The following is a 7220-nucleotide window of genomic DNA, read 5'->3' as shown; positions in this document are numbered from 1 at the left end:
CCCACGCCCACCTCCACGCCGTCGGGCTCCCCTTCGACGGGCCCTTCGACGGGCCCTTCGACGGGCACGGTGGGCACGGCCGAGGAGAACGAGGTCATCCGCCTGACCAACGCCGAGCGGGCCAAGGGCGGCTGCGGACCGGTCAAGCACGACCCGCAGCTACGTGCCGCCGCCTTCGGCCACTCTGACGACATGGCGAAGAACAACTACTTCGACCACGCTTCCCGGGACGGCCGCAGCTTCACCGACCGCATCAAGGCGGCCGGCTTCACCGGAGGATCGGCCTGGGCGGAGAACATCGCCTTCGGCCAGCCCTCGCCCGCCGCTGTGGTCCAGGCCTGGATGAACAGCTCCGGTCACCGCGCCAACATCATGAACTGCCGGTTCAACCTGATCGGCGTCGGCGCGGCCAAGAACTCCCAGGGCCGGATCTACTGGACCCAGGACTTCGCAGCGCGGTAAGGCCCGGTGGCGCTAGGCGAGTGAGGCGCGCAGGCGCCCCATCTCCCCGCCCACCGTCTCTCCCTGCGGCCCAATCCGCGCCTTGGGCCGCAGGAAGGCGGTGGCGATACGCGGAGCCGCCGAGCACCGCGAGCACGCCCCGGCCGGGGCGTCGTCGATCACGCCTCGGAGGCTAACCCATCTCCTCGAGTTTGCGGCCCTTGGTCTCCTTGACCCATCTGGCCACGAAGAGGAACGACAGCAGCGCGAAGAACGCGTACCCGGCGTAGGTGAGCGGCAGGTTCCACGCCGACAGGGCCGGGAACGACACCGTGATCGCCCAGTTGGCGAGCCACTGGGCCGCGGCGGCGAGGCCCAGGGCGGAGGCGCGGATGCGGTTGGGGAACATCTCGCCCAGCAGCACCCACACCACCACACCCCACGACAGCGCGAAGAACAACACGAACACGTTGGCCGCGATCAGCGCGACCGGCCCCTGCGGGTCCGGGAGCGTGACCGTGTCGCCGACGACCCTCGCCGCGCTGAACGCCAACGCCGCGGTGGCCAGCGAGACCGCCATCCCGGCCGAGCCGATCAAGAGCAGTGGCCTGCGGCCGATCTTGTCCACGAGCGAGATCGCGATGAACGTGCCGATGATGTTGATGATGGAGCTGGAGAAGCTGATCAGCAGGGAGTCGCTCTGGTTGATGCCGACCGACTGCCACAACACGGTCGAGTAGTAGAAGATCACGTTGATGCCGACGAACTGCTGGAAGGCCGACAGGGCGATGCCGATCCAGATGATCGGCAGCAGCCCGAACGCCCGCCCGCGCAGGTCCTTCATCCCCGGCACGCGCTGGGTCCGCAGCACGTGCTGGATCTCCGAGATGCGCTCGTCGATGTTCACGCCGTCGCCCTCGACCTCGGCCAGCACCTCGCGGGCCTGCCTGGTCCGTCCCTTCATGACAAGGTAGCGGGGCGACTCGGGGATGATCGTGGCGAACAGCAGATACAGCACGGCGGGCACCGCGCAGGCGCCCAGCATCCACTGCCAGGCCTGCAGCGGCCCCAGACGGTTGTTCACGTCGCCGCCGGCCAGCCAGGCGATCAGGTAGTTGACCAGCTGCGAGACCGCGATGCCGAGCACGATCGCCAGCTGCTGGAGCGAGCCCAGCCGGCCTCGGTAGGCCGCCGGCGCCACCTCGGCGATGTACGCGGGCGCCAGCACCGAGGCCATGCCGATCGCGAAGCCCGCGATCACCCGCCAGAGCGCGAGATCCCAGATGGCGAACGGCAACATCTGCCCGAACGAGCTGAGCGCGAACAGCAGCGCCGCCACCTGCATGGACCTGGTGCGCCCCAGCCGGTCGGCCAGCCGGCCGCCCGTCCACGCGCCGGCGGCGGAGCCGAGCAGCGCGATGGCCACCACGAACCCGATCTCGACCGGCCCGACACGGAAGTGCTTCTGGATCCCCACCACCGCGCCGTTGATGACGGCGCTGTCGTACCCGAACAAGAAGCCGCCGATGGCCGCGGCGGCCGTGATGAAGAGCACGTGGCCCAGGTGCTCGTGATGGGTACGCTGAGTCGCCATGCCGGTCCTCCCCTGGAGTGGGGACATACCCGCACGTCACCGGCGTACGGCCCGGCTTACCCAAGCTTTACAGCCGGGGGTCCACCGGCTCCGACTCCAGGGCCAGCACGGCGAAGACCGGCTCGTGCACCCGCCAGGCCGGCTCGCCCTCCGCGAGCCGCGACAGCGCCTCCAGGCCCAGCGTGTACTCGCGGAGCGCCAGCGAGCGCTTCTTGCCGAGGAAACGCCTGCGCAGCACGTCGAGCGACTCGGTGTAGTCGGGGCCGTAGATGATCCGCAGGTATTCACGGCCGCGAACCTTGACCCCGGGCTGCACCCGGCCGGGCGCGTACGCCGCCGGCTTGACCACCATGCCCTCGCCGCCCGCCGCCGTCATCGACTCCCACCAGGCCGTCGCCTCGGCTCTCGACTCCGGGGAGCCGAGGTCGACGAACACGTGACGGGTCCGGGCGATCAGCGGCGAGTCGAGCAGCGCCAGTGTGTTCAGGTGCCAGGCATGCGGCTCCAGCGCCGTGGCCCGGCCCTCGCAGGCGAGAATCTGGAACGGCGCCAGCTTGACGCCCTCGAGCCCGTCGACCGGCCAGCAGTACCGTGCGTAAGCGTCGCGGAACAGGGCAGCGTTGTGGGAGCGGCGGCGGGTGCGGAGCAGCAGATCGCCCACATCCAGCCCGCGCTCGGCCGCCGCCTCCAAAGCACTCACCGCGTCGGGCAGCGCGGCGCGGGCGGCCGCGCCCACGGAGGCGTACTGGCTCCTGATGAGGTCGCCGGCCTTGGCGGACCAGGGCAGCAGCTCGCAGTCCAGCACCACCCAGTCGGAGCCGAGCTCTGCCCACAGCGGCTCGCAGGCCGCGCGCAGCCGCTCGACGAGCGGCCCCGTGTCGGCGAAGAAGGGGCGGCCGGTCCGCGTGTACACGGCGCCGGTGCCGCCGTCGGTGACCCCGAACCGGGCCGCGGCCGCCTCCGGGGTCCTGGCCAGCACGGCGACGGCCCGCGAGCCCATGTGCTTCTCCTCGCACACGACCTCGCGCACGCCCGCGGCGGCGAACTCCTCGAACGCCTCGTGCGGGTGCTCCAGATAGCCGTCGAGCGGGGAGGTCTCCGGCGGGGCCATGGTGGGCGGCAGGTAGACCAGCCAGCGCGGGTCCACCGCGAAGCGGCTCATGACCTCCAGGGCCGCGGCCGCGTTCTCCTCCAGGACCTTGACCCGGGCGCCGAACCTGGTCTCCACGTGCCGGGTGCCGATCACGTCGTTGACGTCCAGCATGCCCGGGTCGCGGACGCCCGCGCCGAGCGGCTTCGTCGGCTCGTACCAGACCTTCTCCGCTCGGACCTGGACGATCTGGCGCTCGGGGTAACGCAGCGCGGTCAGGTGGCCGCCGAAGACGCAGCCGGTGTCGAGGCAGATCGTGTTGTTGATCCACTCGGGCCGGAGCGTGGGCGTGTGACCGTAGACGACCATGGCGCGGCCGCGGTACTCCTCGGCCCACGGCAGGCGGACCGGCAGGCCGTACTCGTCGGTCTCGCCGGTGGTGTCGCCGTACAGGGCGAACGAGCGCACCCGCTTGGAGGCGCGCCCGTGATAGGCCTCCTTGAGCCCGGCGTGCGCCACCACGAGCCGGCCGCCGTCGAGGCGGTAGTGGCTGAGCAGGCCGTCCATGAACCCCTTGGCCCGCTCGACGAACTCGGGCGGCTGGGCGGCGAGCTGGTCGAGCGACTCCTGCAGGCCGTGGGTGGTCTTGACGTTGCGGCCGTTCAGCGCGCGCACCAGCTTCTGCTCGTGGTTGCCCGCCACGCAGATCGCGGTGCCCGCCTCGACCATGTCCATCACCAGCCGCAGCACACCCGGCGAGTCGGGACCGCGGTCCACCAGGTCGCCGACGAACACCGCGGTACGGCCTTCCGGGTGCCTGACGCCCTCCCAGCCGAGGTCGCGCAGCAGGGTCTCCAGCTCCGCGCGGCAGCCGTGCACGTCGCCGATGATGTCGAACGGGCCGGTCAGCTCGGTCAGGTCCGACCACGCCTTCTCGTACGTGATCACCGCGTTGTCGATCTCGTCCAGGCCGCGCAGCACGTGGACCTTCCTGAAGCCATCGCCGGAGATCTTGCCCAGCGAGCGGCGCAGGTCCTTGCGCTGGCGGATCACCACGCCGGGGCCGAAGTCGCGGTCGGGGCGGACGGCGTTGCGCTCGATCGCCACCTCCTCCGGCACGTCCAGCACGATCGCGTCGGCCAGCACGTCGTGCTTCCTGGCCAGGTCGACGAGGCTCTTGCGGGCCGCGTACTGGACGTTGGTCGCGTCGACCACGGTGAACAGGCCCCTGGCCAGGCGCACGCCGACGATGTGGTGCAGCAGGTCGAACGCGGCCGGGGTGGCCGACTGGTCGTTCTCGTCGTCGGCGACCAGGCCGCGGCAGAAGTCGGAGGAGATGACCTGCGTGGGCTTGAAGTGCTTGCGCGCGAACGTGGACTTTCCGCTGCCGGAGACGCCGACCAGCACCACGAGGGACAGCTCAGGAATGCTGATCACGGGTGAACACTCCCATCTGGGTGGGCGGGCCGACCTCGGGGTCGTCGGCGCCGACCGGCTCGAACGCGACCTGGTAGCCGTGCTCGGTGGCCACCCGGGTGGCCCAGGCGGCGAACTCGGCGCGGGTCCACTCGAAGCGGTGGTCGGGATGGCGCAGGCCGGTCAGGAACTCGTAGCGGACGTTGTGCTCGATGTTGGGCGTGGTGACGAGCACGTGCATGGGCTTGGCGTAGCCGAACACGACGCGTTCGAGTGCGGTCAGGCGCGGCGGGTCGACGTGCTCGATCACCTCCATGAGCACGGCGGCGTCGTAGCCCTTGAGCCGCTTGTCGGTGTACGTCAGCGCGCCCTGGAACAGGGTGAGGCGGCCGCGCTTGGCGTCGGGCATGCGGTCGAGGCGGAGCTTGCGCGCGGCGATGGTGAGCGCCATCGCCGAGACGTCCATGCCGGCGACCCTGGCGAACCTGGGCCTGGCCAGCAGCGCGGCGACCAGCTCGCCCTGGCCGCAGCCCAGGTCGATCACGCTGACCGCGCCGAGCTCCTCCAGCTTGCGCAGCACGGCTTCGCGGCGCTGCACGTTGAGCGGCTTGGCCTCGGACTCGGTCCCCTCGGGGGCGCCCGCCCCCCTCAGCTGCGCGCCGCCGACAGCGTCTGCCTCACCGGACGAATTCGCCGAAATGTCGGCGATACCAAACATGTCAGGTGCGGCGTCGGCCTCGGCCGCCGCCACCTCGTCGGCGGCGGTCTCCTCGGCGGGCGCATCCTCCGCGACCGCGGGCTCCAGCTCCTCCTCCGTCTCGTCGCCGAGCTCGGCCAGCCTGGCCAGCGCCGTGCGGGCGAGGGCCCAGCGCCGGCCCAGGTAGCGCCGGGTGATCAGCCCGCGTTCCGGATGCCCGCGCAGCCAGCCCTCGCCGGCCCTGATCAGCTTGTCGACCTCGTCTGGCGCGATCCAGTAGTGCTTGCCGTCGTCGAGCACCGGCAGCAGCACGTACAGGTGGTTGAGCGCGTCGGCCAGCCGGGTCGTGCCGCGCAGGGTGAGCCGGACATAGCGCGACTCACCCCACTCGGGGAAACCCTCGTCCAGCGGCAGCGCCTGCGCCTCGACCTCCCACCCGAGCGGCTCGAACAACCGCCGCGCCAGGTCGGGCCCGCCCCGGCAGGGCAGCGCGGGCAGCCGCAACTCCAGGGGCAGCGCCTGGCCGGGCAGCTCGGGCCGGGCCTTGCACCGGCCGGCCCGCGCGGTGCGGAAAACCTGCCCCAGCGCCACGGCCAGCAGCGACGACGCCGCGTAGGGGCGGTCGTTGACGTACTGCGACAGGCTGAAGTCGGGCGAGCCCTTGCCGCGCGACCTGACCAGCGCGATCGGGTCGACCTCCAGCATGAGCGCCGCCGTGCAGCGCTCATCGCCCGCCTCCGGGTAGAACACCGTGGCGGTGCCGAACGACTGGCCGAACTCCTGCACGCGCCCGGGATGCTTGTGCAGGAGAAAACCCAGGTCGGTGGCGGGGCTCGCGGTGGTCGTGATCGTCAGCAGCACGCCCCAAGTCTGCCGTACCCCCGCAAATCCCCGCCAACGATTACTTACACGTGCGGGAGCACCTCGGCCGCGATCAGCTCCAGGTGCTCGAGGTCACCCAGATCCAGGATCTGCAGGTAGACCCGCTCGGCACCCAGCTCGGCGAACTTGCCGATCTTCTCGAGCACCTCGGCGGGCGTGCCGGCCAGGCCGTTCTCCCGCAGCGTGCCGGGGTTCTCGCCGACGGCGGCCGCGCGCCGCTCGACCTCGGCCCGGTCGCGGCCCACGACGGTGGTCTGCGCGACCGAGTAGACCAGGCTGCGCCCCGTGGTCTCGCAGGCCTCGCGCACCCGGCCGAACCCCTGGGCCGTGTCGGTCAGCGTGTGGAACGGCAGGTTGTACTCGTCCGCGTACGTCGCCGCCAGCCGCGGCGTGCGCTTGGCGCCGAAACCGCCGATGATGATCGGCGGCCGGGGCCGCTGCACCGGCTTGGGCAACGCGGGCGAGTCGGCGACCCGGTAGTAGCTGCCCTCGAACGAGAAGCTCTTCTCCGCGGTCCACAGGCCCGTGATGATCTCGAGCTGCTCCTCGAACCGCCCGAACCGCTCGTTCTGCGGCGGGAACGGGATGCCGTACGCCGCGTGCTCGGCATCGAACCAGCCGGTGCCGAAACCGAGCTCCGCCCGGCCGCCGCTCATCTGGTCCACCTGCGCGACGCTGATCGCCAGGGGACCGGGGAACCGGAACGTGGCCGGCGTCACCAGCGTGCCCAGCCGGATGCGTGAGGTCTCCCTGGCCAGGCCGGCAAGCGTGATCCACGCGTCGGTGGAGCCGGGGCCCGGGTCGCCGGGGCCGATGCGCTGGTAGTGGTCGGAACGGAAGAAAGCGTCAAAGCCCAGCCGTTCGGTGGCCTGGGCGACGGCGAGCAGGTCGTCATATGTCGCGCCCTGCTGGGGCTCAGTGAAGATCCGCAGCTTCATGCCCACATTATCGGCACACATCGGACGCGAAACGGAAAAGACCCACGCCGTGGCGGAACGCTTGCTAACGTGCACGTCAGCGCCGTCCGTAGTCGACCGATCACACGGGGTTTCCTATGCCGCGGCACAAAAAGGATGGCAGACTCCCCCGCCCGCTCGCGA

At 71.1% G+C, this 7220-nt stretch carries 6 protein-coding genes; 1 reads left to right on the top strand and 5 read right to left on the bottom strand.

The genetic code is table 11. The features are described from left to right. Nucleotides 1-462, top strand: a 462-nt coding sequence (locus ETD86_RS51305) for a CAP domain-containing protein (RefSeq protein ID WP_211370860.1), incomplete at its 5' end; no start/stop codon positions are given. A gap of 12 nt (nt 463-474) precedes the next feature. Here ETD86_RS51305 and ETD86_RS56375 read toward each other — a convergent pair. From ETD86_RS56375 to ETD86_RS51285, 5 genes are all read right to left on the bottom strand, one after another. Beyond that, nucleotides 475-624 (bottom strand): hypothetical protein, encoded by a 150-nt coding sequence (locus tag ETD86_RS56375; protein WP_170223751.1) that lies wholly within the window; start codon nt 622-624, stop codon nt 475-477. Nucleotides 625-634: 10 nt separating this feature from the next. Further along, a complete protein-coding gene (locus ETD86_RS51300) occupies nt 635-2035 on the bottom strand; it encodes a sugar porter family MFS transporter (RefSeq protein ID WP_138673884.1) in 1401 nt (466 codons plus the stop codon). A 67-nt stretch (nt 2036-2102) separates the two neighbouring features. Next, complete coding sequence (locus ETD86_RS51295; protein WP_138673883.1) at nt 2103-4562, bottom strand: polynucleotide kinase-phosphatase; 2460 nt, start codon at nt 4560-4562, stop codon at nt 2103-2105. Continuing rightward, nucleotides 4546-6099, bottom strand: coding sequence for a 3' terminal RNA ribose 2'-O-methyltransferase Hen1 (locus tag ETD86_RS51290; protein WP_138673882.1), 1554 nt, complete (start codon nt 6097-6099; stop codon nt 4546-4548). The genes ETD86_RS51295 and ETD86_RS51290 overlap by 17 nt, the downstream gene beginning before the upstream one ends. Nucleotides 6100-6143: 44 nt before the next feature. Next, on the bottom strand, nt 6144-7058 hold the full coding sequence (locus tag ETD86_RS51285; protein WP_138673881.1) for an LLM class F420-dependent oxidoreductase: 915 nt from the start codon (nt 7056-7058) through the stop codon (nt 6144-6146). Between the last annotated feature and the right edge of the window lie 162 nt (nt 7059-7220).

Origin of the sequence: Nonomuraea turkmeniaca, assembly GCF_005889735.1 — a bacterium.
GTDB lineage: Bacteria > Actinomycetota > Actinomycetes > Streptosporangiales > Streptosporangiaceae > Nonomuraea > Nonomuraea turkmeniaca.
This window is presented reverse-complemented; position numbering and strand designations above follow the sequence as displayed.

What these genes read in the sequence shown, in the direction of transcription:
- ETD86_RS51300 (WP_138673884.1), bottom strand. Translation starts at nt 2,035, where the DNA reads ATGGCGACTCAGCGTACCCATCACGAGCACCTGGGCCACGTGCTCTTC.
- ETD86_RS51285 (WP_138673881.1), bottom strand. Translation starts at nt 7,058, where the DNA reads ATGAAGCTGCGGATCTTCACTGAGCCCCAGCAGGGCGCGACATATGAC.